Source organism: Brucella lupini (assembly GCF_002252535.1).
Taxonomy (GTDB): domain Bacteria; phylum Pseudomonadota; class Alphaproteobacteria; order Rhizobiales; family Rhizobiaceae; genus Brucella; species Brucella anthropi.
The window spans coordinates 67351-93587 of the sequence record NZ_NNRN01000023.1 but is presented as its reverse complement, the minus strand read 5'-3'; the positions used below and the strand labels follow the sequence as shown (position 1 = coordinate 93587).

The window sequence follows — 26237 nt, the reverse complement described above, 5'->3', positions numbered from 1 at the left end:
AAGGCTGCTGGGTATGAGGCCGAATAAATGCGACACGCTTTATAATCCACTGCTCGAGGTGCGGAAAGGCGAATGGGAAGCCAGCGATGTGCAGAACGTTGCCGATGTGCTGGTGGATCCCGAAGGCTCGCTGGAGAAGCGGGAATCACTGGGAGAAGACATACCACTCGCTGCTGGTCGGCGCGATCCTGCACGTCCTCTATGCCGAAAAGGACAAGACGCTCGCCGGCGTTGCCGCCTTCCTCTCCGATCCGCGCCGGCCGATCGAGTCGGCGCTATCCGCCATGATGACCACCCCGTACGTCGGCGAGAAAGGCCCGCATCCCGTCATTGCCAGCGCCGCCCGCGAAGTGCTCAATAAATCCGATAACGAACGCTCCGGCGTGCTCTCCACCGCGATGAGCTTCCTCGCTAATCTCCTTATACAGGGTCAAGCGCCCTAAATTGACATCCAGCCTGGAACCTATCCGCCTCTCCCAACAATATAGAAATCATCGGGCGCTTGCGCCGCTCACAAAGCATTCATGCCATCTCCTTTCAATCCGGTCGAACCGAACGGGGCCGCTATTCAGCGGCCTCCCGGATCGTCCCGACGATCCATTCATTCAGGCTCTTGCCCGATGCTGCTGCGGCAATGACTGCGGCGGCATGGTCGTCAGGCGTGAGGCGGACATTGAACTTGCCAGAGAACTTCCGACGCGGCTCGATGCCCTTCTCCCGGCACATTTCGAGATACACGGCCAGCGACTTGCGGCCTTCCTCAATCAGATCGTGGACGCTCTCGGCATAGAAGTCGGCCCCACCATTCAGGCCGACAAACTCGCCGCGCAGCATCTGAATCTCGGGATCGAAAGCGATGACTGCCTTCTCACCATTGATTTCAACGACATTGTTCATGGCTTTACTCCGTGTTCGTCCAGCCATTTACGGATGCTGGCAACCGCACCTTTGTCCGTATCCGGTGACGGATGCGTGCGATGAAAGACGCGCACTTCGCCGAACAGGAACACGCCGACGCGCGAACCTTCCCGCTCGCTGACTTCCGCCCCGAGAACTACAAACAGCGCCTCTATGTCCGCCCAGCGGATCGAACCGTTGACTGGGCGGGCGAAGATCAGTTCCAGCGTGGCTCTGTGACGCTTTTTTTTATGGAGTATCCAGTATCATTTTTTAGTACCGTTTTCAAGCTCGATTTTGGCTCCCGAATCGGGCGATCCAGCGTCGGGGCCGAACATTTCATCGAACAGGTCGCCGAACCATCGCTCGAACACCTCGATCTCGGTTTCCGTGACCGGAACGGGATCGGGCCAGTCGTCGGTCACGGTCCATGTGGTGAGGGCGTGTTTCGGCGGCCTGCCGGAGAATGGCCACGGGTAAATGTGACGGCTTGCCAAAACCTGATGCAAAATCTTCCAACCGCGCCTCCAATCAAAGCGCATAGATTCCACCGTTCGCACAATGGCTAAAGCTTATCTGACTTCGCTGCTCTGCAACTGTTGTGAACTGATGTGAAAAAGATTTTCAAATTGAAATATTTCTGATAACTTTATTTTCATAAAGATAAAAACAAACGGGAACCACGTGAATCTGTCAACTTTGATCGGGTCGTGCCGGGGTAGTCTGACCTCAAACCAGCAGAAGATCGCAGATTTTGTGCTCGCCAATCCATTCGCGGTCGCGACAATGGGTATTGAGGAGCTTGCACAGGCAACCTCTACCTCGTCGGCAACGATTACCCGTTTTGTGCGGGCGCTCGGATTGGGGAGCTTTACAGATTTCAGAGGGCTCGCGGTGCAAGGCTATCAGTCATTGCTGCGCCCCGTGGAAAATGTCGACCGCGCCCGTCACATCCCGCCCGGAAAAATTGCGGAGGACTCCTTCCAGAGTGCGGCGGAAAGCCTGCGGCAGGTTATGAGTGAAGCCGGGAATACCGCATGGGAGGGCGTTGCCGCCCAGATGATGCACGCGCCGCGTGTTGCCTTTCTCGGTTTTGGCGTCAGTGCGAACATGCTGCAATATCTCGCTGATAAATCGATCCTTTCTACCCAGTCGCAGATCATGCTGAACGGGGCAGGCGGGCTTGAACGTGTTGCCCAGAAAGTGCTTCGGCTGGGGCCTGGAGATCTTGTGATAGCGATGGCCTTGCCACGCTATTCACAGGCAACCGTTGATTTTCTGAAACTCGCGAGGGGCAGGGGGGCCTATTGCATTGCCGTAACCGATGGCCCTGCCTCGCCGCTGTGCCCACACAGTCATGAACAGATTTTTGTGCCTGCGAGCCACCCCGTTTTGCACAGTTCGACGATTGGGGCACTCGCTGCCTTCGAAGCGATTATTGCCGTGCTGACGGCACATCATCAGAGCGTCTCGGATGCCGTCTCCGTAACGCGCTCTCTCATGCCCTATCTTTATGCGGAGGATGAAGATCTGCCGCAGTCCAAATCGAGGACCACGGATGTCAGTGAAACCGAATAAGCCGGTAGAAGCACCGATCGTACGCGTTGAAAATGTCAGTGTTGATTTCAAGGGCGATGATGGCACGTTTCGTGCGGTCAGGAATTTGTCGTTCGAGATCCGACCGGGTGAAACGCTGGCAGTTGTGGGCGAATCCGGATCCGGTAAATCTGTCACCTCTCTTGCGATCATGCGCCTTGTGGAATTCGGTGGCGGCAAGATTACGGAAGGCGCTATCGAATTTACCAACCGCGATGGAGTTACACACGACCTTACCAGATTCGCGCTTGATGAGATGGAAGGTATTCGCGGCAACGATATCGCGATGATTTTCCAGGAGCCGATGACCTCTCTCAACCCGGTTTTTACTGTTGGCGAGCAGATTGCCGAAGCGGTGCGTTTGCATCAGAAATGTTCTTCTGCTGAAGCACGGGCTGAAGCACTGCGCATGTTGGAAAAGGTCCGTATTCCCGATGCCAGGCGCATACTTGACCGTCATCCGCACCAGTTGTCGGGTGGCATGCGTCAGCGTGTCATGATTGCCATGGCTCTTTCTTGCCGGCCGCGCCTGCTGATTGCCGATGAGCCTACCACGGCTCTGGACGTCACCATTCAGGCGCAGATTCTGCGTCTCATCCGCTTGCTGCAGGAAGAGATGGGCATGGCCGTACTCTTCATCACTCACGATATGGGCGTTGTGGCGGAAGTCGCAGACAAGGTACTTGTTATGCGTAGCGGCGAGAAAGTGGAAGAAGGCACAGTAGAAACCATTTTTGCTGCACCGCAACACTCTTATACCCGCGCGTTGCTTGCCGCAGTGCCACGTCTTGGAGCCCTTAACGGTGAAAACCTTCCGCGTCGTTTTCCTCTATTGAAAGCAGATGACAGCGGCTCGGACAGTTTTGCCGAGTATCCTCCGCAAGACACGATCAAATCACCTGACCCGGTATTGCAGGTGCGTGATCTGGTGACACGGTTCGATATCAGGAACGGGCTCTTCTCGAAACTCACTGGTCGCGTGCATGCTGTGGAACAGGTCAGTTTCAGTTTGCACCAGGGTGAAACACTGGCGCTGGTCGGTGAATCGGGTTGTGGCAAGTCAACGACCGGACGCACAATTATGATGCTTCAGGAAGCCACTTCTGGAGCGGTCCTCTACAATGGCAAGGATATTTTCAAACTTGGAAGAGCGGAAAAGCAATCCATTCGCCGCAAGATCCAATACGTCTTTCAGGACCCGTTCGCATCCCTCGATCCGCGCCTGACTGTAGGCTTTTCAATTGCGGAACCGTTAATCACCCACGGACTCGCAAAAGGGGCGGAAGTTCACGAGCGTGTAGTGGAATTGCTTCGGGATGTAGGTCTGCGGCCAGAACATGCACATCGTTATCCACATCAGTTCTCGGGCGGGCAACGTCAGCGCATCTGTATAGCGCGTGCTCTTGCGGGAGACCCCGATATTCTCATTACCGACGAGGCGGTTGCCGCGCTTGATGTCTCCATTCAGGCTCAGGTCATTAATCTGATGATGGAACTGCAGGAAAAACGCGGACTTTCCTACATATTCATCAGTCACGACATGGCGGTTGTTGAGCGGATATCCCATCGTGTGGCGGTGATGTATCTCGGGCAGATCGTTGAAATTGGTCCGCGGCGCCAGATTTTCGAGAATCCACAACATCCCTATACGCGACGGCTTCTCTCTGCGGTTCCAATTGCCGATCCCCAGCGACGTGAGCGCAGTCGCCCGCTTATCGAGGGGGAAATCCCAAGCCCGGTGCGTTCACCGGACGACATGCCGCTCGTCAGCTCTCTTATTGAGGTGGAGCCTGGCCATTTCGTAGCACGCCATCCCATCGGCGATTTTCATTGATCTTAGGAAGGAGTTGACAATGAAACTGAAGAACTTGCTGTTTTCGTCGGCGTTGGCCGCCGTGATGATGCTCCCGGGCGCGACGGCCTGGGCGAAATCCCTTACCGTTGCGGTACCAAATAACCTGACAGGTCTTGATCCAACGAACATCAATGACACGCTGTCGCAGACCTCGCTTCGTCTTATCTATCAGGGTCTTTTTGGCTTCGACAAGGATATGAAACTCATTCCTCTGCTGGCTGAAAGCTATGAAGCCAATGGCGAAGCGACCGAATTTACCATCAAGATTCGCAAAGGTATCAAGTTCCACGACGGCTCGGATTTCAATGCCGAAGCAGTCAAGGTCAATATCGAACGTCTTGCCAACCCAGACAACAAGCTTTCGCGCCGCAGCCTGGTCTCAATGGTCAAGGAAGTGCAGATTGTTGACGATGCTACAGTCAAATTGATCCTCAAGGAACCGTTTGGCGCGATGATCGCTTCGCTTGCTCATCCAGGTGCTATGATCATTTCACCGGCCGCGCTTGAAAAATATGGCAAGGAGATCGGACGCAATCCGGTCGGAACCGGCCCGTTCAAGTTCAAAAACTGGTCGGCAGATACGCTTGAAGTCGTGAAAAATGACAACTACTGGAAAGAGGGGCTTCCCAAGATCGATGGCGTTACGGTTCGTTCAGTGCCGGAATCGGGCGCGCGCTTTGCAATGCTCCAGACGGGTGAAGCCCAGTTTATCCCTTCCTTCCCTCCTGAACTGATGCAGGTCGCCGAAAAGAACCCGAATGTCGAGGTCGACAAAGATCCTTCTATCGTCGAGTGGTACGTTTCTCTCAATAATCTGAAAAAGCCTTTCGATGACGTTCGCGTCCGGCACGCGCTCAATTACGCCGTAGACAAGAAAGCCTATTGCAAGATCGTCTATAACGATCTTTGCGAGCCGGCAGATTCGATCATTCCCAAGAACCTTGCTTTCCATGTTCCGGTTGGCAATTACGAGTACAATCTCGACAAGGCCAAAGAATTGATGACGGAAGCAGGCCTGGAGAATGGTTTCGAAACGGAAATCTGGGCGAACTCCAATACGGAATCCATACGTGCGGTTCAGTTCATCCAGCAGCAACTGGCACAGATCAATGTGAAGGTGAACGTAATGCCGCTTGAGGCTGGCGTTGCTGCGCAGAAAATCTGGTCCATCGAGAAGCCGGAGGATGCTGCCGTACAGATGTATTATGGCGGCTGGTCTGCTTCGACAGGTGATGCCGATTGGGGTATTCGTCCGCTGCTTTATGGCCAGAGCTTTCCGCCAGCAATGTTCAACGTTGCTTACTTCAAGGACGCAAAGGTCGATGCTGCCATCGAAGGTGCAATCAGCACGGCTGATCCGGCCAGGCGGGCAGAATTCTACGCGGACGCACAAAAGGCCGCCTGGGAAGGCGCGCCCTGGATATTCCTCGGTGTGAACCAGAACCTATCGGCCAAGACCAAGTCGCTTTCCGGCGTCTATATGCTTCCCGATCGTGGTTTCCTGCTCGAAGAAGCAGCATTTGCTGACTAACAGCTCGTGAAAAGAGCGCTGGCCTTTGGGGGCCGGCGCTACCTTTCCGAAAGGGAATTTATGTTTTCCTATCTCATCAAACGGCTTGTTGCCACCCTACCTGTCATCGTGCTGGTGATGGTTTGCGTTTTCGCCTTTGTGCATATGCTGCCAGGCGATCCCGCCCGCCTCGTGGCAGGGCCTGACGCCAGCCCGCAGGATGTTGCCGCAGTTCGTTCGTCGCTTGGGCTGGATAGACCGTTGCCGGAGCAATTCACGCGCTATATAGCGCGCGCAGCTCAGGGCGACTTCGGTGTTTCGCTGAAAACGCGTCGTTCGGTCACCGAGGAGATTGGCGAACGCCTGATGCCTACCGTCTGGCTCACCGTATTTGCAATGCTCTGGTCATCGCTTCTCGGTTTGCTCATTGGCGTGATTTCCGCAGTAAAACGGGGCAAATGGCCTGATTATGCCGGAATGATCGTTGCAGTATCCGGCATTTCATTTCCGCCATTCTGGCTGGGCCTGTTGCTGATCAATATCTTTTCGGTGAAACTTGGCTGGTTTCCGACCGGCGGGTACGGTACGTGGCAGCATTACGTGATGCCTTCATTCACCCTCGGGGTAGGAGTTGCAGCCGTGATGGCGCGCTTTACCCGCTCAGCGTTTATCGAAATTGCGCGGGAGGATTATGTTCGCACAGCACGTGCCAAAGGCGTGCCGGAGCGCAGGGTCATATGGAAACATGCGCTGCGCAACGCTTTGATCCCAATTATTACAATGGTCGGTCTGCAATTCGGCTTTCTGCTCGGTGGATCGATTGTGGTCGAAAGCGTTTTCTCTTGGCCAGGTGTAGGAAGACTGCTGGTCGATTCCGTTTCCTATCGCGATTATCCCGTCATACAGGCATTGATCCTGCTGTTTTCGCTACAGTTCATCTTCATCAATTTGCTGGTTGACGTTCTTTATGCCTTTGCAAACCCGGAGATCCGCTACAAATGAGCACGACAACCGTTTTGGTGGAACCCTCCCAGAAAATGCGCAGACCATTAGCTGAATTCTGGCGGCGGTTCAAAAAGCAGAAGGTGGCCCTCGTGGCGCTCGTCTTCATCATTGCTTTGGTACTGGCGGCAATTCTGGCTCCCGTGCTCGCGCCCTACGATCCGAGTACACCCGACTATAATGCTGTTCTGCAAGGACCCAGTGCCGGGCATTGGGCAGGAACGGATGCCTACGGACGGGACATATTCAGCCGTATTATCTGGGGTGCGCGCATTTCGCTTGCCGTTGGCTTTCTTTCGGTGACGCTGGGTGCTCTTTTTGGTGTCACTCTGGGTATCGTTTCCGGGTTTTACGGCGGTTGGGTGGATTCGATTATCATGCGATTCTGCGATCTGCTGCTTGCTTTCCCAGGCATTCTGCTTGCTATAGCTGTAATTGCTGTGCTCGGACCTGGTATTACCAATGTGATCTACGCAGTCGCAATCTTCTCTATTCCGGTTTTTGCCCGACTTGCGCGCGGTACGACGTTGCAGTTGAAGCGAACCGTCTATGTCGATGCATCGCGGGCCATCGGCGTGGCTGATCGCGTTATCATGCTTCGTCATATCTTGCCCGGCACCTTGCCAAACGTCATCGTCTATTTTTCGATGCGTATAGGCACCTCCATTCTGACAGCCGCTGCCTTGTCCTTCATCGGTCTCGGCGCACAACCGCCAAGTCCCGAATGGGGCGCCATGCTGGCTGATGGCCGGACCTATATGGGCGTAGCTGACCATTTGACGTTATTCCCCGGCATCGCAATTTTTGTCACCGTGCTGGGCTTCAATCTTTTTGGCGATGGCTTGCGCGACGCGCTCGATCCGAAGCTACGATCCGACTGAGGAGCGGTTGTTATGCGAATCTATATCTCCGCCGATATTGAGGGAGTTGCAGGTGTAGTTGCTCCAGCGCAAGGGCAGGCTGGTCATGCGGAATATGAGAAGGCGCGCATTCTCATGACCGAGGAAGTAAACGCCGTAATCGAGGGGTTGGTAGAAGCGGGCGCGACCGAAATCCTTGTCAACGACTCTCACGGGCCGATGACAAATATCCTGCCATCTCTGCTGCATCCGGCAGCCGATCTGCTTCTGGGCAAGCCTAAACCGATGAACATGGCCTGCGGTTTGACGGCTGAGTTCGATCTGTTCCTTATGGTCGGGCATCATTCCATGGCCGGCAAGGGTGGGGTGCTTGCTCACACCACAAACGGTTTTGCATTCCGGGAAGTCCGCATCAACAACTTGCCTTACGGGGAACCGGGTATTTACGGTGCTTATGCTGGAGAGCTTGGCGTTCCAGTTGGTCTGGTTTCCGGCGATGATTGCACGAGGGACGAGAATATTGGATTTTTCCCGGATGCTGAATTTATCGTTGTCAAACAATCTTTCGGTCACCGGGCTGCGCGACAGATATCCGTTCAGCGGGCGCGCGCTATGCTAAGGGAAGGGGCGATACGTGCAGTCCGAGAAGCTGGTAGTAAAAAAGCCTTCCGGCTGAATGGGCCATACAAGACAGAATTCTTGATGAGCAATGCGGCACTCGCCGATCAAATGGCAATACTCCCCCCAGCCAGACGGGTTGATGCCGTCACGGTGGGTTTTGATTGTGTGACAATGGCAGAGGTGGTCGGCTGGATGACGGCACTTTCCGCCATGAGTTTCGCGTTGCGCTGACGCGATTGGATAAAGCAGAACTCCTTCCACATTGAGGTTAGAATGTCTGAAACGATGCCGGTTATCGCGCTACATGGTGGTGCGGGAACGATACTGAAATCTATTATGACGCCGGAGCGCGAAGCGGCCTATCATGCTGCCTTACGCGCCTGTCTCGAGGCGGGGCTAAATATTCTGCGCGAGGGTGGCACATCGCTCGATGCTGTAACGGCTTCGGTCATGGCATTGGAAGACGACCCGTTGTTCAACGCGGGACGTGGCGCGGTCTATACCACCGACAGCACCCACGAAATGGATGCGGCCATCATGAATGGAATGACGCGTGAATGCGGTTCGATTTCAGGAATTTGCGGCCCGCGTCACCCCATACTTGCTGCACGCGCGGTGATGGAAACGACCGAGCATGTATTTCTGGCCGGTGATGGCGCCAGGCGTTTCTGTGAAAATGCCGGTCTTGAAATGCAAAGCCCGGAATGGTTCGGTACGGAACATCGGCTCCATGCCCTCAAGGTCGAAATGGACCGTCGCAAGAAGGGGCTTCCCGATGACGGCGATCCTGCTCGCAAGCACGGAACCGTCGGGGCGGTCGCGCTCGATCGCTTCGGTCATCTCGCTGCAGCAACTTCTACAGGTGGCATGACCGCCAAGACGCCCGGTCGCGTCGGTGATAGTCCCGTTATTGGCGCCGGAACCTGGGCGGACGATGCCACTGCGGCCATTTCGGCAACTGGACATGGCGAATATTTTATTCGCCGGGCGGTTGGACATGAGATAGATGCGCGTATGCGCTGGGCAGGGCAGGACTTGCACAAAGCAGCAGGCGACGTCGTGACCGAACTTGGTGAAATCGGCGGTTCAGGCGGGCTTGTGGCCGTGGACGCAAAGGGCAATATCTGCCTGCCCTTCAATAGCCCGGGCATGCATCGTGCATGGTGCGGTGTGGACGGTGTCGTTCATACCGGAATCTATCACCATTGATTTCGTATGCACACCCGTGTCAACGGCGGAATAAAATCAGGCCAAAGGGCGGTGTAAAAGTAGGCCGCTGGCGGCGTCGGCGATTTTGCGAGGGTTTCAGCCGGCCTTACTGGCTCGGCTTTGCGCGAGACGATAACTGTCGCCGTTCAGGGCGCCTCGAAGGCGCGTATCACCAGTGGAGGAAGGATCCCCCCAGATAATTGTCTATAGGTCTGGTAGTTAACAAGCGGCTTGCCGGGCAACCGGTCGGGCTGAAGCCTCGTGACAAAGGCCGCCATGGGCGGTCGAGCTATGCCACCTGGAGGCCCTTGGGTATTGGAAATGATTGGCACAGTGAACCGTGCAGCCGGGAGAGCCTGTGCCACCGTCGGTCTTGGAGATAGGCCAGAAAAGGCAAGCGAACGAATGCAGATCAGCCAACGGCAATCACGCTGGCGACAAGCCGGATGCTGATGACAAGGCCGATGCCGCCAAACGGCTTGGCGCAGTGGTATTATCCAGTGCCCAGCTGATCGGCAGGCAGATGGCGCGCGAGGATTTCGAAAAGTCCCTGCGGGCTGCAAATGACAATCAAAGGGATAAGAGTTGGAAATCGGGCTCGATAATCAGGACGATGAATAACGTCCACATTCCGTTTCTCCGTTGAAGATACAATATAGAAATGATATCTAGAAAGTGTGTCTATATGAGGAGATTACCATGGCCTTGAGCATCAAGACCGATGAAGCAGACCGGTTGGCGCGGGAACTATCCCGTCTTACCGGCGAGACCATGACTGACGCTATCACTCAGGCCATGCGAGAGCGACTGGACCGGCTTCGTGCCGAGCGCGAGGCGCAGCGCGATTACGTTGCGCGTATGAAAGCTTTCGTTCGTGAGCGTGCCAGTCGTTATGACCGCCGTCCGGTTACGAAACAGGAATGGGACGAAGCCGTCGGCGATACCTCAGAAGAGCCAGGCTATCATCAATGATGATTGTCGACGCATCAGCGATCATAGCGATCCTCTTCGATGAGGTGGAAGCGCCGGAGTGCATGGATGCTCTCCAGTCTGATACGGCGCGTCTGATATCGGCGGTGAATTACGTCGAGGCCGGTACAGTTCTTGCGGGCAGGATCAGGGAGGGAGATCGGCATGCTGCGATTGCCGATCTGGATGCATTCCTTGCTGATTTCGGCATCTTGGTTGCGTCCATAGATGACAGGCTTGCACGAGCTGCGATGAAGGCGCGGGTGGAATACGGCAAGGGATTTGGAACGAGAGCCGGTTTGAACTTCGGTGATTGTTTTGCCTATGCCTTGGCAAAACGGCATTCCGCTCCCCTTCTCTATGTCGGTGATGACTTTGCGCTGACTGACACTCAATCCGCGCTATCACGCGGCCCCTGCCAAGGCTAGCGCTTAGCCTTCATGCTGCGGAAGCGAGCAGCTTGGCCCGTTCGATCCGCTCACGCTCGCGCGGCGAATGCATCGCTTCCCACAAATCCGTCCGGCGCTGCACGTTCACCCAGAAGTCAGGGCTATTGTCGAACACACGCGCCAGAATGAACGCGGTCGGAGCCGTCACCGTACGGCGGTCGTTGCAAAGCTCGTTCACATACTTGCGCGGAACCCCCATCGCCCCGGACAACGCCGATTGTGTCAATTCCCAAGGCTGCATGAACTCTTCCACCAGAATTTCACCAACTGTCGCGGGCTTACGTACGGTCATCGGCATTTTCGTCACTTCAACGATAGCTGTGATCGTCCAGATAAAGGCCGGACGCTTCACCCTTACTTCCACCTCATCGGAACGCCAACCGCTATTGCTTGGTGACGTGGATGGAATGAAAACCCTCAAGATTGCCTTTCACCGTCTGATTTCGTCAAGCTTCGCCCGGGAACATAGTTGCGTGCTCTCGACGAGAGTGCATATGGGCCAGACGACCTTCATCAAGAAAGGGTTCCGTCAAGGTGATCCCTCGGGTTTCGGATTGCGCAGTTTCCTGATCGATGATGCTGGCAATCCAAAGAGTTAACTTCGCCCACGCGAACACAAGAACATCCAGACCGATCGCGTCATTCTTAAACCGGGACCACCAGAGGAACTCGAAGTGGTCAAGCGCATCTACACCGATTTCGTAGAACGCGGATTGACCGAACCGCAAGTTGCCAGTCGCCCGGCGTGACGGATCATGGTTTGCGCGAAACGGCCGCAGCAAGGCCTCGGGATGTATCGCTCACCACATTTCAATGCAAAAGCGCGCCGGCTAGGGATCAACGTTTCGTTTGTCATGGGTGTTCCTGCGCCGTTTCGGAATTTGCCTGCCAACGGTTATATGACCGATGGCAGGCTGGCGATACAATCTATACGCTGCTAGGGGCTACAGGGCAAAATTAGCCTGAATAATTCATGTCGAGTTGACGGATGTAGCCTAACCTTTTGAAACAGCGTAAGAAATGGTTGTCGAAGCCGATCCGTGCAGTTTCCGGGAGACTACATCCGCCATGAACGATCATACGGTGCCGCTGAGCGGTTTGTCACCCATTGATGGCAAGAATGTTGTTGCCCGGTTTGACGGCGGAATGCTGTCATCGGATGGTGGCCTTCTGGCTTTGAATGAAGTCGAGAAGCGCTATCGTATTGCCGAGCGCCTGGCAGGCTGCATCAAGGATCCGCGCCGTTCAGATCAGATTGTACATGGTCTTTCGACGATGATCAGCTTCCGCATACAGATGATTGCAGCAGGTTATGAGGATGGCAATGATGCCAACCGGCTTCGCAGCGATCCGGTCTTCAAGATGGCGCACAATAGTTTGCCCTCAGGCCGGTCGCTGGCCTCTCAATCAACGATGTGTCGGCTGGAGAACCTTCCGGACGTTCGTGAACTCCTCGCCATGGGCCAGGCCATGATCGACCTTTACTGCGCCTCCTTCCGGCAGGTACCGAAGCGGATCGTGCTTGATATTGATGATACTTTTGATGCTGTTCACGGTTGCCAGCAGCTTCGCCTGTTCAATGCCCATCATGACGAATACGGTTTTCAGCCGATTGTCGTCTTCGATGGTGACGGCCGGTTCGTCGCCGCAGTGCTACGCCCGGCCAAGCGACCAGGCGGCGCTGAAATCCGCGCCCACCTGCGCCGCCTTGTACGGATGATCCGAAACAACTGGCCCAATACCTGTATTCTGATCCGGGCCGACAGCCATTACACCAGCCCACTCGTCATTGACTGGTGTCGCGCCAATGACGTTGACTTCATCCTTGGCGTGGCGCCGACCACGACACTGCGCAAGCGCTTCGAGACCTCGGCAAAGGCGGGCAAGGTGCGCAGGTTCACGGAATTCTTCGATGGGGCGGCGAGCTGGAGCCGGGTGGAACGCATCATCGCGCGTATGGAAGCTGGTGCCCAGGGGACAGATACCCGCTTCATCGTGACCAACCTCACAGGCAACAGACCGAAAACGCTTTATGAGGGCGTCTACTGCCGACGTGGCATGGCCGAGAACCATATCAAGTCGTGGAAGACGCATCTGGCGGCTGACCGCACGTCTTGCACCAGAGCCACCGCCAACCAGTTCCGCCTCTTCCTGCATGCTGGGGCCTATTGGCTGATGTGGGGCCTGCGCGCTGCGATGCCGAAACGCTCACGCTTCGCCGTCGCTCAGTTCGACACATTGCGGCTGCGCCTGATCAAGATCGCAGCGCGAGTGATCGAAATGAAGACCCAGATCCGTCTCCATCTGCCGACCTCTTGCCCAAGCCAGAATATCCTGCGCCTCGTGCTTGAACGCATTCCAAAGCTGGCAACGTAAAAAAAGGGCGTAAACGCCCCGAAACCTCAACCCGTTCGTCGCAACTTCCAAACCCAGATGACACAACGACCGGTTAAAACCGGCGAATGTCCCCCTGTGAAAAACGCTCACTTCGGCACACGGCAATTTGCACGATGCGCGCCATATCCATTCCGCTATGAATTAACCGGGTTAGCTGTTAGTGATGACGGACTTACTTCGTCATTTCATCGACCGTCTTCACGAGCATAGGCAGGCCGTCTTCGGGGGTAAGATCGCCCCGCATAACCTTGGCAATGATGTCGCGTTCCGCGCGCCAGATGCGCACCGACGATCCGGTCGGATAGCCCTCCCACGGGCGCGCCAGCTCGATTTGGGATGCCACTGTTTTGAAGCGCGGTTCCTTTTCGTAAAAAGGAGCAAGATAATCAGCGCCGTCAGCCAGTTTGTTCGTCGGCAGATATCCTGTCGTTTCTACCACGATACTCTGTCCTTTCGGACCGGTGGCGAATTTCAGATATTCCCAGGCCGCCTTTTGCACTGCCTCATCTTGTGAAAGAATGATGCCCGCCGCGCCGCCCGTCGGGAGGCCGCCATTTTCCTTATCGTCAACCGGTACTCTTATCGTGTTCAGTTTGAAGCGGTCTCCTACAAGACCGATAATCTGTGCAAGGCGGGCGGGTGTATCGATGAAATAGGCTGTTTGTCCGGCTGCGAATTGCTGGCGCGCCTGTTCAAATTCCAACAAATTCTCGCCGCCCTCAGTCACGATACGACGGAGAATTTTGAGGGCTGCCAGACCCTTTTCATTGTCGAAACCGGCATTTCCCGTTTCAGGCTCGACGAGCTGCGTTCCTTTCTGCCGCAAAATGGTCTGCCAGAGCCAATCGTCGGGCCAATCGTAGATTGTATAACCGATACCCGCCATCTTCGGGTCTGCGTCATGGATTTTCTTGGCGCGCGCCAGAAGATCGTCCCAGGTCGCCGGTACCTCCTTGGGGTCCAAACCTGCTTTCTCGACGGCGCTTTCATTGACGTAAAGAATTGGGAGCGACGCGTTGAAGGCCATACCGTATTTGGTACCATCTACAACGCCGATATCGAGCATGGACTGTGAATAATTCTCCGTTATCCAGTTTTGTGGTTCGGCATCCAGAAACGGCTTGAGGTCCACGATCTGATTGCGCTTGGACAAAGTGCGCGCAAGCTCGGGCATAAGATGATAGCCGGGAAAGTAGATGTCTGGAAGCTGATTGGTGACGGCCAGCCGCTGCATCAGGAGATGGCCTTCGTCGTAGTCCTTGGCAGGAGCCCGGAATTTTATCTTGATATCCGGGTGTTCCTTCATGAAGGCTTGCGAAATTGGATCATGGAACTTCGCGAAGCCGGATTGTGCGTAGAGCACGTCCAGTGTCACCTCGGAGGCGGGTGCCGTTCCCGCCATACAAAGCGTCAGGGTTCCGGCGGCGATGAATTTTGCTATATGTTTCATATGTTCCTCCCTGGATTAAGACGTTTATTTATTGAGGCTTCTTATTTGACACCGGTCATGGTGATGCCCTGGATGAAACGCTTGCGCGCAATCAGGAAGCAGATCACGAGCGGGGCTGTAAGCATGGTGGCGGCCGCCGTCAGGGCTCCATAATTCGAGCCAGTTTCCGCGTCTGCGAAGAGCAGCATGCCAAGCGGTGGCGGAGCGAGCTGATTGTCGGAAATGACGATGAGCGGCCAGTAAAGGTCGTTCCAATGCGCGACGATCGAGAATACCGCGAAAGCGGCGATTGCCGGCATGGCGCTCGGCGTGACGATGCGCCAGATGATTTCAAGCTCGCCCATGCCATCAAGTCGTGCGGCATTGATGATATCGTCGGGAAAGCTCCTGAAAAACTGCCGGAACAGGAATATGGCGAAGGCCGACAGGAAAAACGGCAGCATCATCGAGAAATAGCTGTTGAGCTGGCCAGCCCAGGCCAGAGCGATATAAAGGGGAAGCGCTGGCACCTGGATGGGGATCGCCAGTGCTAGCAGGATCAGAACGAAGAAAAGGTTGCGGCCGGTAAATTTCAGCTTGGCCAGTGCGTAGGCACACGGGATTGCGACAATCAACTGGACCAGAAGGATACCGCTGCACACAATGACGCCGTTCAGTGCAAAGCGCAGCAACGGAGCGCTTTCAAGCGCGAAGCTGTAATTTTCCACGCCATAAAACTGCGTTGGCCATAACCGCAACTGAGCGCTGAATATCTCATTTGGTGGTTTGATTGATGTAACCAGCATCCAGACGAAGGGCATGACGATAAAGATTGCGCCCACGATCAAGATGGTGTGGACCGCGATGAAGCCAAGCCCCCGTTTCAGCCCCGAGAGGCTGCGGGCAGGCGGGCTTGCGGCTTGTGCTTTCATGTCCGGTATCGGTGTCAATAGTGCACCCTCCTGTCTATGAAAAAGGTCTGGATGCCCGAAAAGATCAGGATGAATGCCAAAAACACCAGAGTCAGAGCTGCGGCATAGGCGGTCGAGAAATACTGGAAGCCTTCCAGATAGATCGCATAAAGGATCACATTGGTGTAATCTTGTGGGCCCCCTCGCGTGATCGCGACTACCGTGTCAAAGACCTTGAAGGCGGTGATGGATGTGGTGATGAGGACGAACATGGTCGTCGGCCCAAGCATCGGCCAGGTCACGGTCAGAAAACGATCGATCACGCCAGCCGCGCCATCAATATCAGCGGCTTCATATAGGTCTTTGGGGATCGCCGAGAGACCGGCCAAAAACAGCACCATGTTGAAGCCGACCAGTTGCCAGATTCCAATGACCGCCAGCGTCGGCAGCGCATAGGCGGGGTCGCTGAGGAAATTGACGGGCTGGAAGCCCAGGGCAACAATAATCGCATTGATTGGGCCAAGGCTTGGATGAAGCAGGAACTTCCATACTGATGCCATGGCAATAAGTGTTGCCGTGACCGGCAGGAAGAAGATGACCTCATAGATTGCGCGGCTACGCGTTCGGCCATGGATGAGGAGGGCGAACAGGAGGCCGAGCCCCACTGATCCGGGAACCACGAAGGCCACGTAGATGAACGTGTTGAAGAGCGATCGACGGAAGGTCTCGTCGTGCAAGGCATTGGAAAAATTCTTGAGGCCGGTAAATGACAGCGTCAGGTCGCCAAGCTGATAATCGGTGAGGCTGAGCACCACCAAGACAATCAGCGGCACGATATGGAGCAGCAAGAGCAGCATGAATGCGGGTGCCGCCAGGCCAAGCCCTGTCAGCTTCTCGACGAATTCTCGCCGGCCAAGCCTTTGTCCAAGGGCCGGTTCAACGCGTTGAGCCATGTTGTGCCCTCCCGGAATCGTCGTCTGACAAGAGCACATGCGTTTTTCCGGCCCGCCGTCCGTCGGGGCCGAAAATATGGCAAAGCGTGGGGTCGAAGGTCAGTCGCACGGCGTCGCCTTCGTGGATGTCTTCGTGTGGTGATGTTGTGCGCATGATGAAGCCAGTGGCGTCCGTGCCGGTCAGGTCGAGGTGATGGAGAAATTCGGCGCCGAGATTTTCCGTGCGGCGCAGGCGTGCGTCGATGATCGGTTGGCCTGCAGCTGCCTGCTCGGGCGAACGCAGGTCGAGCGCCTCCGGCCTGATGCCGATGGTCACGCTCTCGCCTTGCGGCAGGTTGACGGCGATGCCAAGCGGCCGACCGTGTATTTCCACACGGCCGGCCGGTCCAATCGATGCGGGCATGGTATTGATTGTTGGGCTGCCAATGAAGCGGGCCACTTCCAGATTGGCCGGGTGCTCATAAAGTTCCGTCGGCGTCCCGAGCTGCTGCACCTTGCCGCCGTCCATCATTGCGACACGGTCCGACATGGTCATGGCTTCGATCTGGTCGTGTGTGACATAGATGAAAGTCGCGCCCATGCGCTTGTGCAGTTCAGTCAGTTCTGTGCGCATGTGGACGCGCAGTTTCGCATCCAGATTGGATAGCGGTTCGTCCATCAAGAAGGCACGCGGCTGGCGGACCATCGCCCGGCCGAGCGCCACGCGCTGGCGCTGCCCGCCAGAAAGCTGCGCAGGTTTGCGGCCAAGCAGCGCCTCGATCTTCAACTGGCCGGCCACGGCTTCGACCTGTTTTGCAATCTCTTGTGTGAGCCTTTTGCGGCGCGGCGAGAGATGTTTGATCAGCGGAATGCGCTCCAACAGGCTGAGTTTTTCTACTGTGAGGGGAACAGCGATGTTGTCGAAAGCCGTCATATGCGGATAAAGCGCGTAGCTCTGGAACACCATCGACAGCTTGCGCTCATGCGGGCGCAGGTGGTTCACCGATGCGCCGTCCACGCTGATCGTACCTGCCGACTGGCTTTCCAGGCCGGCTATGATGCGCACGAGTGTCGACTTGCCGCAGCCCGAAGGCCCAACGAGGGTAAGAAATTCCCCGTCGCGGATCGAAATATTAATGTCGTCCAGCACCTTGAGGCTTCCGAACGATTTGCTGATGTTTTGGATATCAACTTGGGACAAAAGCTCTCCTCCAGCATTCGTCGCCCGCCCAAACTATCGTGGGGGGTAAACCTCGTGCACAACGTCATCGATCCACATCATCTTCAGTTCCGGCAGATGTACACGCGTAAAGCTGAAACCTGTTTCCGAGAAATCGTAGCGTACGGCGCCAAGCTGTTTTTCGCCGCCCAAAGGCGGCTGCATGTGTGGACCAACCGCGAAGGCGGCTGACGGACACCAGACGAACTGGACGCCGTCGAGAATGAAATCGTGTGAGAGATGAAGATGACCACTGGCGATAAGATCGACACCGAAACGCTGCGTGAGGCGCTGCAGCCGGGTGCGCGGTTCCCGCTTTACCGACCAATAGCCGTTGTCGATATCCTCCCAGCCATTGATAAACAAAGGTTGGTGGGTAAACCATGCGATGCGGCGGCCGTCCGCGCTCTCCATTTGTCGTTCCAGCCAGTGAAACTGCGCTTCTTCCGCCGCAAGACCGGAACTTAAGATCATGGAATCAAACCCGAGAAGGCGCCAGTTTCCCACATCCTTTGCCCAGAAATCTGCGCCATACTGTCGGTTCCAGCGTTCCAGACGATGTTCGTTGGCCGGCTGATGTGCGCTTTGCGGTTCGCCGACATCGTGGTTTCCCGGAACAACCAGCATCGGGGCGGGCAGGTCGACCATCACTTCGCGGCAGAAGGCAAAATCGTCCTCAACATCCGCGCCGTCCACGCTGATATCGCCGGAATGGATGATGAGTTTGGGATTTTCACTGGCAAGCCAGTTTTTCAAAGGCCGCCAGTTTTCCACGAAATGCGCCTTGTGGCGTCCAAGATGCGTGTCTGAAATCTGTATGACGCGGACCATTCTTTCATTCCCCTGATTGCAAACTGATCAGATCAATTCACCGCATCGAAAAAAATTTACAACTGTTGGTGTGGCTTTGCAAATGTAACGCTGTGATCGGTCGGTCTGTCATGTTCACCGATGAGGATATTGGCAGCGGTTATCGCAGCCGGTAACTCTGCGGCTCCGTTGACCACGAAAGCAGCGCCGCTGGCCTTGAGAAGCGAAGCCCGATCGGGACGCGGATCTGCTGGATCGACAAATCCGATCGCAGTCATGTCTGCTGCATTGGCGGCGACGACGCCGTGCGAACTGTCGTCGATCATCACGCAATGCTCCGGCTTGACGTGGAATTGTTCAGCGCAATGCAAAAGAAGATCCGGGGCAGGCTTGGGTCTTGCCACCATCTGGGCGCTGAACACTGCGGGATGGAAATGTTGCCACAAATCAAGCTTGCCCAGACTGCTTTTGAGGCGCTCGATGGAACTGTTCGAGGCAACGCATTTGGGCCGCTTCACGCTTTTGACCACCGCATCAATGCCGGGCATCGATGTGAGCGAACGCCCAAATTCCTCATAAAGGCGCGTGTGCCAGGCGGAGAAATGGACATCGACGTCGACCATGCCTAATTCTTCCGCACAGATCCTGCGGATAGCCGGTTCTGAATGGCCGGTGAACCTGACATGCGCCTCCTCATCCGTGATGGACATGCCGGCATTGCGCAGCATTTCGGCAAGTGTCCGGCTGGCGATGGGCTCGCTGTCGATCAGCACCCCGTCACAGTCAAAAATAATGAGAGCAATATTTTCAAGAGCATCCAAGCCTGCTGATGTTGTGTCGGTCATGGCAATCATCCCTGCATGAAGGGCATTGGATGGAAGGCAGGAAAGCAAGGCCGCATATCGTACGGGATAGGTCGATGTCGTTTTGCCCTTTTGATTTCCGGCCGCATCGCTCTTTCCTCCCGGTAGTGCTTCAACTCTGACGACATTCAGTCTAGATAGGTTGAAACAGTTGTCAACGTTTAATTACAGATGTAAATATACTCGATATTGAAACCGTGGAATCAGCGATTTGTCCCGTACATTCTAACGGTCGCTATCTTTCCGTGCAGGACAAGCGCTGCTACACCAAAGCAGACAGGCAGAGGGTCCGCCTGGCGAGGCCCGGTTGGCAAATGAGGTTCTGAGGATGAACGGAAAGCCTTTGTTGAACGGTCCAACTGCGCTCTCTGAAGAACAGATGCAGATGCGCGTTGTCTGGCAATATTTCATGGAAGGTCGCACACAGGGAGAAATCGCGCAGGCCTTCTCCACCAATCGCCTGCGCATCAACAAGATTATCGCCGAGGCGCGCCGGTCGGGGCTGGTGACGATCACGTTGAACTCGCGACTGGTGTCATGCGTAGAATTGGAGCGACAGCTCGTCGCCGATTTTTCGTTGCGCCACGCCAGTATCGTGCCGACGCCCGACAATCCTGATCTGGTGCCGGTGCTGGTGGGACAGGCGACCGCCGATTATCTCGTAGACCAGCTGAACACCACCGACATATCGGGGATCGGCGTGGGGTGGGGCGCGACATTGCGCGAGATGGTGCGTCACATGCCTAAGCTGAAACGGCCCGATGTTTCCGTTAATTCCGTCCTCGGCGGTCTCACGCACGGCATCGAGATCAACACCTTCGATATTGCGAGTGATCTGGCGCGACAGCTCAATGCGCAATGCGCTTATCTCGCCGCGCCGATTTACGCTGGCAGCCCCCAATCTCGCGACGCCATTGTCAGTCAGGACGTGTTCGAAAGCGCTTTTGAGCGGATCAGGAAGAACGACATCATCCTTGTCAGTATTGGCGACTTGACGATGCGTTCGCTGCTAATCCGCTACGGATTGCCGAGTGACGTTTCGTTGGATGAACTGATTGCAGCTGGTGCCTGCGGCGATATCGTCGCGCAGTTTATTGACCGGAATGGTAAGCCCATCGACCATCCGATCAACCGGCGCGCCATAGCGCCGTCATTCGAGACCCTAAAAAGCGTGCCGACTGTGGTGTTCGCGTCGGGCGGGCTTAACAAGGCAGAAGCGCTTGCTGCCGCGCTGCTCTCCGGCACCGGCAATGTACTCATTTGCGACGAGGAAACCGCGCGCCGTGCTCGGCAGATTGCGCTTGATGCATTAGGTGTTTAAGGCGAGTAGCCAGATCAGCTACCTTCCAAACTGTGCTGTGAGACGCTTATCATCTTTAGCGATAAATAGCTCTCCTCATCGCTGGCCGCTTTTCTCCAATCAGCGGAAACCATCAATCCAGCTTGGAAATCGCCAAATGCGAGCGATTTTTGGACATCAAGGGGAAAGATAACTACCGCATCAGGCTCCAAAAGCCATGCTTTCGACCATGCACCTTTTTCAGATCCGCAACGTAGTCATCATGCGTTTTGAACTCTGCGAACTCTTCTATCTGATGTGCCAGAGACGCACATTCCATGAGATGTCGCGCGGCGTGCTTGTAACGACTGGAGCGAGCATAATTGAGTGTAAAGTCGATCATGGCACGCAGAAGGAGGGTCGCTGCCAGTGGATATTTTGCGCTTAGCACTTCTGCTGCAGGAGAGAGCAATTCGTAACGATCGCCATCTAGTCCGGCGGCTCGGTGCATTACCAATTTGGCTGCTTCGGCAGGAGAAGGATAGTTCAAAAAGAGTATTAATGCCTGCTGGACATCGGGATGGGTCTGAGCGTATGCAAATGCCTTTTCCTCAGCCTCCACATCGTCAAAATCCGGTAATCGGCGCACAAATTCCTTCAGCATCTCGTCATCGAGAGACTGTTCAAAGCATTGCCAGCGAAACTGTTGTGCTTCTTCACCACGACCGAGCATTTCAAGAGCGTCGGCTCGTGTCGCCTGCCAATCGTAGGGAACTTGATACCGCTCACCGATTTGTGCCTTGTCAAGGATTCTCAAAGCTTCCTCGGCTCGCCCTGCCGAAACCAGCCTCCTGCCGATCTCTGTCGCTACTGTGGGAACAATATGCGTGTGCTCGGCATGCTGAGCGATATACAGATCCACGTCACCTAACGCGTCAGCGATTTGCTGCAAGGACACTTTTGCTGTGAAGAATGCGCTACTCGCATAGACATCGTCACGATAAACAGGCTCGTTTGAGCTCAACCCTGTCAGTTGTCTGCTTTCGTTGGTTCGTTTCGTGTCGCGTGTCTTCGCTCCGCCTTCGAATAGCTGCTGCAATTGCCGCAGCCCTTCTTCGCCAAGGGCCGGTACCATGGATGGGATCAGTCTGTCGAACTGACTGTAGCCATTGTTATTTTGGAGTGCTGCATAAATTCGCCCGACAAGGCTCTCCGTGGAAATCTTGACCTGTCCAGCTATCCGTCCTGCGTCATCAATTGCCTGATGAAAGCTTTCGGTGAGCAATCCGCTACCGTCATGTGTGCGTTCGTAAATAGAATCTCCCAACAACAAAAACTGCCATATGAGTTCGAAAGCCTCATCGGGATTCGTCGGTGCTATTTTTTCGACGATTGTTTTACGCTGGGTTTCCAGATCGGATTTGACCGTCTTGACTTTCTGCCAGTCGATCCAACTCTTGGCGCGAGCGATACTGCTGAGACGTTTGCGAACCTCCCTGGCCAATTCTTCCCCGCTAGAGTTACCAGCAAGTTCCATTCGAAGACGTCGCTTGTGGTTGGCATTTCCGGTACTGATTTCGATCAGCAGTTCAGCCAGTTTCTCTACGCCGAGTGCTTCGAGATTTTTTGCATTGAGCGTCGTTTTGGATGCCATGAAATAAAAGCCATTCGATTAATGCATAGCTGAAATCTGAATAGCGGACTGAACAGGTTTTCACCAGCATGATTAACGACTTCTTGCCTGATTTGGAGAGTGCTCGTCTGGAATGTGAGAGCTGATGGGCAGAGGAAGAGATCCAGTTCGCGATTGACAAAGGCTCGTTGAGGCAACTGTTTGTCGTGATCTCCAGCCAAGACGCGAAAGCAATGGCAATAGGAACGAGATGATGAATAGTGACACGAGTAAGTTCCGGTCTGCTGTAAAAACAATGAGCTTGGAAGTGCTGGAAGACTAGTTCGAATCGGCGGATGCCCCTTTAGAGTGCATGCAATTAACTAATCTTGATGGCTTCTTGACGAGAATAGCTGTTGGCCACGACGAGATTCCGATAGGCGAATGGCTATCAGAGGTCTGGGGCGAGGATCCTGAATTCGTCGATGATGAGGAGAAATCTGCGGCCACCCAAGCTATCGTCAATCTCTATAATGAGATTGTCAGTCAGCTAGCGGAGGGTCTTGCTGAACCCATATTAATGCACATTGCAGAAACCGATGAGTTTATAGTTGACGGTTGGGTGAAAGGCTTTATGCGTGCGATTGCCTTGCGGCCGCGCCGATGGGAAAAGATGATGGGATCTGAAGCTGGTGTGCTTCTGGCTCCGGTCGTGATGCTGACTGACATAGACACATTTACTGATGGGGCAGATCTGGGATTTGACGATTTTTGCGGATCGAAGAGGATGCGATCTATGCGCTGCCTGACGTGATGGTTGCCATCGCTGATTACTGGAGTATGTCGGCAACCGAACGTGGTGAATTAACCTCTGAACTGAGAGCGATATTGAAAAGTCGGACGCAATGATCCTTGTCGATGTGGATCGGGCAAGAAATTCAAGAAATGTTGCGGTGCTCGCGGTTGAATAAACATGTATTCGGCTTGGGCCAGATTCCATGGAAGAAAAGTTGGTCATCAGGTTATATTTGTTTCACAAGATGCTCTCATCATCTCAATGTGTATCGTTGGGGCGATTGTTGAAAGGTTGGTCCGACCATTGAGCACCGCGATCCAGCCTTAGGAAGAGGCGGAGCTAAAAACCAATCTCGTTCAGGTTTGTTTGAGATTTGCCGTTCAGTTTGCCAGATGGCCATGGCACCTATCGCTTAGTTCGCCACGAAAGGTCATGACAGGGGAGCGTGGCCCCCGAGCAGAGATGAAGATCACGCTTTTGTATCGTTGCGATTCGCCGCTTTAACCGGACGGGAGGAAACTTTAAATGAAACGCAGTTTTGCGGCCTTTATCGTTTGACGAACCGGTTGACTTCCGCAGCCTCGTCCATTTCCTTTCGCCGGAAATAGATGGCGCGCCCACAGCGGATTGGACTGTGTCCCTGTACAATGATGATCTGCTCGTCTTTGCGCATCGACTGAGTAATTTCGTGCGGCATGATCAGGGGGCGGCGCTGTAAATTCAGGTTCTCAGATTTCCGCGAAGCGCTGTTTTTTGCATCCCAGCCGATATTGCGTGAACTGCTTTTCACTTCCACCGTCATTTCACCACATTGCGCCGAGACGTTTCGAGCGGTGTCGAGCGCCTTGATCGCGGCGTAGCTTGCGAAGGCGCATCCATCGATCCATGAGAGGGCACCGTCTTTGCCGAAATGTCGTTCAAGCTGGCCAACGGACTGGTACATCAACATCATGCTGATGCCGTATTTGCGTCCGCGATCGCGTGCTTCTTCCAACACGCGCATGTAGCCAAGCAGATCGACCTCATCGAGCATGAAGAGGGCACGGCGCTCAAATGCACCATCGGCCTCGATCATTGCATTGATCAGGGAGCCGATGATCACTCGCCCGATCCCCGGATAGGAACGCAGGATCGATGCGGGGATATTCAGAAATACGTCCTTCTTGCCGGTCGCGATTTCGGCGGATTTGAAACTGTCACCGCAGACAAGCGCCGCGTAATTGTCCAGTGACAGCCACTGGGTATCTTTTGAGGCGGTGGAATAGACGCCGGAGAAGGTCTGTTCGGTCATATTGACGAAAACGCCGAGCGTTTCGCGAATGAAGGTGGACCCAGAATGTTCCTGAACGTCACGGAGCATGGCAAGCACAGACGTTTCAGGTTCCGAAACGATCTGGCGCAGGCTACGTAGATTACGCCGTCCGGAAAACTCCGGCGACAACATCACATGGGCAAGGAGCCCGGTCAGGAGATTGTGCGCCTGGTTCTGGAAAAACGAACCGGTAGAGCTTTCGAAGCGAACGCTTTCCGACAAAAGCATATGGGCTATTCCAACAATGTCCTCCTCTTTCTTCGTGGAGGTCTCAATACCGTCAAGGACGTTGAAGCCCATGATCGGATTGGTTGGATCAAGCACCATCACGTCGCGCTGAAGTTTGTTGCGGCGATGTTCGATGACCATCGGGGCGACTTCGGTTGAGGGATCAAGGCAGATGATCGGGCCGATATAGCGCAGCGCTGTCGGCACGACGTTACTCGTCGTCTTGTAGCCGCCTGATCCGGCAAAGAAGAGCATATGCGTTGAATCGAAATCCTGCTTGTAGGTAAGAAGCGGTGCCTTGCCGCCGCGTCCCCATGTGGCTGGGTCATTTGGATCGAATGGTAGTTTATGAACGAGCTCCTTGTCGACGCGATAACGTTCGCCAACGACGATTTCGCCATCTTCCGGGAATAGTCGTGCTAGCGCCCGCATTGGCAGCCAGTCTGCATCGCCGAAGCTTGCGCGCCGGGCCCGCTTTATCTGTTCAGGCACGACACTGGAAATGCGTGCTGATACAGCCGCGGCAATAAAGCCAATGACAGCGCTGACGACCGCGATCATATCAAGGTATGACAGCGCCTGGTCCCAACTCAATGCCCGGCTTTCCACGAAGGGGGAAAGACGGGTAATTTCGCGCAATGCGTAGAAGCCAGTTATCAGCAGGAAGCAGGCAAGACTTGCCAGCGCGATTGGTTTCCGCTGATGCAATGGCAACATCCAGACAGTCAGGAGCCCGGCAAGTGGGCCGCATATAAGGGCTGGTACAGGAGACGCTCGCAAAACCCAGTATTGCGGTTTCCCTGATAAGCCAGCGGCCAATTCCGGCCAACGCCAGTTGGCAATATAGAATGCTAAACTGGAAACAGCGATTGGCACCAGGACGAGCAATTGGCTTGGATGCGGTTTTGCGCCAGTCGTCATTGCGCAGCATCCGGCTCTTCTTGCCAATGAGGATCTGATGCTTTTGCGCGGAAAGCCATTTCACCGCGATTGCGCAAGCGCTGAAACTCAGCCGTATCCGGTAAAAGTCGCGCCAGTTCCAGCAAGCCACCTAGTAGGAATGCCCGGTCTGCCGTCGACAGACCGGCACGAACGACAATTTCGCCGAGTAGGTATTTTTTGCGAAGGTCTTTCTTGCGTTTAACTGACACGAGGAACCTCCGTCGACGCTCCAGTCCCACCATTTGTCTTTCTATGCGACGCAGCGGATGCGCCACCGCTGTTCCCTTTTTTCCTTTCGCGAAATCGTGTCGTAATTTCACTAATGATTTGATCGATCTCCGTATCGGCGATGTCCATTTCCGCCAAACCGGATTTCGTGGCTGCACGCGCAAAGCGCTCGGCGGACTTTACCAGTAGTTCTTTTCTACGTTCGTGCAGCTTCTCGATTTGCGTGTCGATATCAAGAATAGAATTTTTGCCTGCCATCTATCGGGTTCCTTCCCATTTCACCGCTTTGCCCCTTGTTTATTTAACTGTAT

26 protein-coding genes and 3 pseudogenes are annotated in these 26237 nt (G+C 54.9%); 15 read left to right on the top strand and 14 right to left on the bottom strand.

Features of this window, described 5'->3' with window-relative positions; genetic code table 11:
- Positions 1–410 (top strand): annotated as a pseudogene (locus CES86_RS02235) (type IV secretory system conjugative DNA transfer family protein); the annotation flags it as partial.
- 154 nt (positions 411–564) lie between these two features.
- Here the strand turns inward: CES86_RS02235 and CES86_RS27810 are convergent.
- A complete protein-coding gene (locus tag CES86_RS27810) occupies positions 565–897 on the bottom strand; it encodes a type II toxin-antitoxin system HicB family antitoxin (RefSeq protein WP_012090880.1) in 333 nt (110 codons plus the stop codon).
- On the bottom strand, positions 894–1064 hold the full coding sequence (locus tag CES86_RS02225; protein ID WP_235819864.1) for a type II toxin-antitoxin system HicA family toxin: 171 nt from the start codon (positions 1062–1064) through the stop codon (positions 894–896). The genes CES86_RS27810 and CES86_RS02225 overlap by 4 nt, the downstream gene beginning before the upstream one ends.
- A gap of 517 nt (positions 1065–1581) precedes the next feature.
- On the opposite strand from CES86_RS02225, the gene CES86_RS02215 reads away from it, so the two are divergent.
- From CES86_RS02215 to CES86_RS02170, 10 genes are all read left to right on the top strand, one after another.
- Positions 1582–2475, top strand: a complete 894-nt coding sequence (locus CES86_RS02215) for a MurR/RpiR family transcriptional regulator (RefSeq protein WP_012090883.1) — start codon at positions 1582–1584, stop codon at positions 2473–2475.
- Complete coding sequence (locus CES86_RS02210; protein ID WP_094513471.1) at positions 2456–4327, top strand: dipeptide ABC transporter ATP-binding protein; 1872 nt, start codon at positions 2456–2458, stop codon at positions 4325–4327. The genes CES86_RS02215 and CES86_RS02210 overlap by 20 nt, the downstream gene beginning before the upstream one ends.
- A 19-nt stretch (positions 4328–4346) precedes the next feature.
- Positions 4347–5879 (top strand): glutathione ABC transporter substrate-binding protein, encoded by a 1533-nt coding sequence (locus tag CES86_RS02205; RefSeq protein WP_040129733.1) that lies wholly within the window; start codon positions 4347–4349, stop codon positions 5877–5879.
- A gap of 60 nt (positions 5880–5939) precedes the next feature.
- On the top strand, positions 5940–6860 hold the full coding sequence (gene gsiC / locus CES86_RS02200) for a glutathione ABC transporter permease GsiC (protein WP_012090886.1): 921 nt from the start codon (positions 5940–5942) through the stop codon (positions 6858–6860).
- Entirely contained in the window at positions 6857–7741 is an 885-nt protein-coding gene (locus tag CES86_RS02195; RefSeq protein WP_012090887.1) for an ABC transporter permease subunit, read from the top strand. The genes gsiC and CES86_RS02195 overlap by 4 nt, the downstream gene beginning before the upstream one ends.
- A 12-nt stretch (positions 7742–7753) precedes the next feature.
- Positions 7754–8572: a M55 family metallopeptidase gene (locus tag CES86_RS02190; protein ID WP_012090888.1), complete on the top strand. Its 819-nt coding sequence runs from the start codon at positions 7754–7756 to the stop codon at positions 8570–8572.
- A gap of 42 nt (positions 8573–8614) precedes the next feature.
- On the top strand, positions 8615–9550 hold the full coding sequence (locus CES86_RS02185; RefSeq protein ID WP_012090889.1) for an isoaspartyl peptidase/L-asparaginase family protein: 936 nt from the start codon (positions 8615–8617) through the stop codon (positions 9548–9550).
- A 358-nt stretch (positions 9551–9908) separates the two neighbouring features.
- Positions 9909–10196: a hypothetical protein gene (locus CES86_RS27410; RefSeq protein ID WP_151595637.1), complete on the top strand. Its 288-nt coding sequence runs from the start codon at positions 9909–9911 to the stop codon at positions 10194–10196.
- A gap of 53 nt (positions 10197–10249) precedes the next feature.
- Positions 10250–10522 carry a type II toxin-antitoxin system VapB family antitoxin gene (locus CES86_RS02175; RefSeq protein ID WP_012090891.1) on the top strand — a complete coding sequence of 91 codons (273 nt, stop codon included), beginning with the start codon at positions 10250–10252 and terminating at the stop codon, positions 10520–10522.
- Positions 10519–10947, top strand: coding sequence for a type II toxin-antitoxin system VapC family toxin (locus CES86_RS02170; RefSeq protein WP_094513468.1), 429 nt, complete (start codon positions 10519–10521; stop codon positions 10945–10947). The genes CES86_RS02175 and CES86_RS02170 overlap by 4 nt, the downstream gene beginning before the upstream one ends.
- 10 nt (positions 10948–10957) lie before the next feature.
- Here CES86_RS02170 and CES86_RS02165 read toward each other — a convergent pair whose 3' ends face one another.
- Positions 10958–11266 (bottom strand): HigA family addiction module antitoxin, encoded by a 309-nt coding sequence (locus CES86_RS02165; RefSeq protein ID WP_012090893.1) that lies wholly within the window; start codon positions 11264–11266, stop codon positions 10958–10960.
- 148 nt (positions 11267–11414) lie between these two features.
- Entirely contained in the window at positions 11415–11696 is a 282-nt protein-coding gene (locus CES86_RS02160; protein WP_041544966.1) for a hypothetical protein, read from the bottom strand.
- 340 nt (positions 11697–12036) lie between these two features.
- On the opposite strand from CES86_RS02160, the gene CES86_RS02155 reads away from it, so the two are divergent.
- Complete coding sequence (locus CES86_RS02155; RefSeq protein ID WP_012090894.1) at positions 12037–13344, top strand: IS1380 family transposase; 1308 nt, start codon at positions 12037–12039, stop codon at positions 13342–13344.
- Between the two features lie 193 nt (positions 13345–13537).
- On the opposite strand, the gene CES86_RS02150 is transcribed toward CES86_RS02155, so the two are convergent.
- The 6 genes from CES86_RS02150 to CES86_RS02125 are packed head-to-tail and all read right to left on the bottom strand — an operon-like array spanning position 13538 to position 19511.
- Entirely contained in the window at positions 13538–14815 is a 1278-nt protein-coding gene (locus tag CES86_RS02150; protein WP_012090895.1) for an ABC transporter substrate-binding protein, read from the bottom strand.
- Positions 14816–14856: 41 nt separating this feature from the next.
- Positions 14857–15744, bottom strand: a complete 888-nt coding sequence (locus CES86_RS02145; RefSeq protein WP_012090896.1) for a carbohydrate ABC transporter permease — start codon at positions 15742–15744, stop codon at positions 14857–14859.
- On the bottom strand, positions 15741–16658 hold the full coding sequence (locus tag CES86_RS02140) for a carbohydrate ABC transporter permease (RefSeq protein ID WP_094513466.1): 918 nt from the start codon (positions 16656–16658) through the stop codon (positions 15741–15743). Before CES86_RS02140 ends, CES86_RS02145 begins: the two co-directional genes overlap by 4 nt.
- Positions 16642–17838, bottom strand: a complete 1197-nt coding sequence (locus tag CES86_RS02135) for an ABC transporter ATP-binding protein (RefSeq protein ID WP_012090898.1) — start codon at positions 17836–17838, stop codon at positions 16642–16644. Before CES86_RS02135 ends, CES86_RS02140 begins: the two co-directional genes overlap by 17 nt.
- 33 nt (positions 17839–17871) lie before the next feature.
- Positions 17872–18687, bottom strand: coding sequence for a metallophosphoesterase family protein (locus CES86_RS02130; protein ID WP_012090899.1), 816 nt, complete (start codon positions 18685–18687; stop codon positions 17872–17874).
- A gap of 56 nt (positions 18688–18743) precedes the next feature.
- Complete coding sequence (locus tag CES86_RS02125; protein WP_012090900.1) at positions 18744–19511, bottom strand: HAD family hydrolase; 768 nt, start codon at positions 19509–19511, stop codon at positions 18744–18746.
- 346 nt (positions 19512–19857) lie between these two features.
- Here CES86_RS02125 and CES86_RS02120 point away from each other — a divergent pair, with 346 nt between their 5' ends.
- Positions 19858–20850, top strand: a complete 993-nt coding sequence (locus CES86_RS02120; protein ID WP_094513465.1) for a sugar-binding transcriptional regulator — start codon at positions 19858–19860, stop codon at positions 20848–20850.
- A 172-nt stretch (positions 20851–21022) separates the two neighbouring features.
- Here CES86_RS02120 and CES86_RS02115 read toward each other — a convergent pair whose 3' ends face one another.
- Positions 21023–22462 (bottom strand): DUF6880 family protein, encoded by a 1440-nt coding sequence (locus CES86_RS02115; protein ID WP_094513463.1) that lies wholly within the window; start codon positions 22460–22462, stop codon positions 21023–21025.
- 316 nt (positions 22463–22778) lie between these two features.
- Between CES86_RS02115 and CES86_RS02110 the strand changes: the two are divergent.
- Together CES86_RS02110 and CES86_RS28260 are read left to right on the top strand one after the other, a co-directional pair.
- Positions 22779–23234, top strand: a pseudogene (locus tag CES86_RS02110) (UPF0149 family protein); the annotation flags it as partial.
- Positions 23235–23321: 87 nt separating this feature from the next.
- Positions 23322–23387 (top strand): annotated as a pseudogene (locus CES86_RS28260) (SEC-C metal-binding domain-containing protein); the annotation flags it as partial.
- Positions 23388–23763: 376 nt separating this feature from the next.
- On the opposite strand, the gene traG reads toward CES86_RS28260, so the two are convergent.
- From traG to CES86_RS02090, 3 genes are read right to left on the bottom strand one after another with little or no spacing between them, the layout of a single operon-like run.
- Positions 23764–25677: a Ti-type conjugative transfer system protein TraG gene (gene traG / locus CES86_RS02100; RefSeq protein ID WP_040129714.1), complete on the bottom strand. Its 1914-nt coding sequence runs from the start codon at positions 25675–25677 to the stop codon at positions 23764–23766.
- The gene (locus tag CES86_RS02095; RefSeq protein ID WP_012090906.1) at positions 25674–25907 is read right to left on the bottom strand and encodes a conjugal transfer protein TraD; all 234 of its coding nucleotides are present in this window, start codon (positions 25905–25907) and stop codon (positions 25674–25676) included. The genes traG and CES86_RS02095 overlap by 4 nt, the downstream gene beginning before the upstream one ends.
- Positions 25897–26184, bottom strand: a complete 288-nt coding sequence (locus CES86_RS02090; protein WP_012090907.1) for a TraC family protein — start codon at positions 26182–26184, stop codon at positions 25897–25899. The genes CES86_RS02095 and CES86_RS02090 overlap by 11 nt, the downstream gene beginning before the upstream one ends.
- Between the last annotated feature and the right edge of the window lie 53 nt (positions 26185–26237).

Bases quoted from the DNA above. Each gene is read 5' to 3' on its own strand.
- CES86_RS02185 (WP_012090889.1), top strand. From the start codon at position 8,615: ATGTCTGAAACGATGCCGGTTATCGCGCTACATGGTGGTGCGGGAACG.
- CES86_RS02205 (WP_040129733.1), top strand. From the start codon at position 4,347: ATGAAACTGAAGAACTTGCTGTTTTCGTCGGCGTTGGCCGCCGTGATG.
- CES86_RS02210 (WP_094513471.1), top strand. From the start codon at position 2,456: ATGTCAGTGAAACCGAATAAGCCGGTAGAAGCACCGATCGTACGCGTT.
- CES86_RS27810 (WP_012090880.1), bottom strand. From the start codon at position 897: ATGAACAATGTCGTTGAAATCAATGGTGAGAAGGCAGTCATCGCTTTC.
- CES86_RS02130 (WP_012090899.1), bottom strand. From the start codon at position 18,687: ATGGTCCGCGTCATACAGATTTCAGACACGCATCTTGGACGCCACAAG.
- CES86_RS02125 (WP_012090900.1), bottom strand. From the start codon at position 19,511: ATGACCGACACAACATCAGCAGGCTTGGATGCTCTTGAAAATATTGCT.
- traG (WP_040129714.1), bottom strand. From the start codon at position 25,677: ATGACGACTGGCGCAAAACCGCATCCAAGCCAATTGCTCGTCCTGGTG.
- CES86_RS02140 (WP_094513466.1), bottom strand. From the start codon at position 16,658: ATGGCTCAACGCGTTGAACCGGCCCTTGGACAAAGGCTTGGCCGGCGA.
- CES86_RS02120 (WP_094513465.1), top strand. From the start codon at position 19,858: ATGAACGGAAAGCCTTTGTTGAACGGTCCAACTGCGCTCTCTGAAGAA.
- CES86_RS02150 (WP_012090895.1), bottom strand. From the start codon at position 14,815: ATGAAACATATAGCAAAATTCATCGCCGCCGGAACCCTGACGCTTTGT.
- CES86_RS02195 (WP_012090887.1), top strand. From the start codon at position 6,857: ATGAGCACGACAACCGTTTTGGTGGAACCCTCCCAGAAAATGCGCAGA.
- CES86_RS02090 (WP_012090907.1), bottom strand. From the start codon at position 26,184: ATGGCAGGCAAAAATTCTATTCTTGATATCGACACGCAAATCGAGAAG.
- CES86_RS02155 (WP_012090894.1), top strand. From the start codon at position 12,037: ATGAACGATCATACGGTGCCGCTGAGCGGTTTGTCACCCATTGATGGC.
- CES86_RS02175 (WP_012090891.1), top strand. From the start codon at position 10,250: ATGGCCTTGAGCATCAAGACCGATGAAGCAGACCGGTTGGCGCGGGAA.
- CES86_RS02190 (WP_012090888.1), top strand. From the start codon at position 7,754: ATGCGAATCTATATCTCCGCCGATATTGAGGGAGTTGCAGGTGTAGTT.
- CES86_RS02115 (WP_094513463.1), bottom strand. From the start codon at position 22,462: ATGGCATCCAAAACGACGCTCAATGCAAAAAATCTCGAAGCACTCGGC.
- CES86_RS02165 (WP_012090893.1), bottom strand. From the start codon at position 11,266: ATGCCGATGACCGTACGTAAGCCCGCGACAGTTGGTGAAATTCTGGTG.
- CES86_RS02170 (WP_094513468.1), top strand. From the start codon at position 10,519: ATGATGATTGTCGACGCATCAGCGATCATAGCGATCCTCTTCGATGAG.
- gsiC (WP_012090886.1), top strand. From the start codon at position 5,940: ATGTTTTCCTATCTCATCAAACGGCTTGTTGCCACCCTACCTGTCATC.